Below are 438 nucleotides of genomic sequence, written 5' to 3' on the forward strand. Positions count from 1 at the left end.
GAGGTTCCCGCCGATGGCGCCAACGCCTATGACAGTAATTTTCATGATTTGTCCAATGAGAGGTTGCACTGCCCCTGAGGGCAGCACAATGTGAAGGCCGGGTGGTGGTACCACCTGGTGTTGCGGGGATCAGGGCGGGGGCCTGACGTTTACGCCTGGGTCCCCCGCTCGCGGTAGCCGCTCGCGATGAGCGTGCGCAGCCGGTCGAGCGGCTCCCCCTCGGTGCCGGTGCCCTTGATCCAGGCAACGGAACAAGCCGCGAGGAACAGGTCGTGCCCGCGCACCGACGCGCGCACGCGCCCCGCGAGCTGCGCGGCTCGCACGTACTCATCGGTGGCGGAGATGAGGATGTCGCAGGGAATCGTGAGCGGGCCGTCCGGCTCCTGCGCCCTGGCCGCGGCCATGAGTGGTTCCGGAAGGCCGCTATAGGCGCTGAAG

Annotated in this window: 1 pseudogene; it reads right to left on the bottom strand. The window is 67.6% G+C overall.

What is annotated here, in order from left to right:
* Positions 1-149: 149 nt before the first annotated feature.
* Positions 150-438, bottom strand: a pseudogene (locus TN53_RS42455) (TetR/AcrR family transcriptional regulator); the annotation flags it as partial.

This window comes from Streptomyces sp. WM6386, assembly GCF_000972385.1.
Taxonomy (GTDB): domain Bacteria; phylum Actinomycetota; class Actinomycetes; order Streptomycetales; family Streptomycetaceae; genus Streptomyces.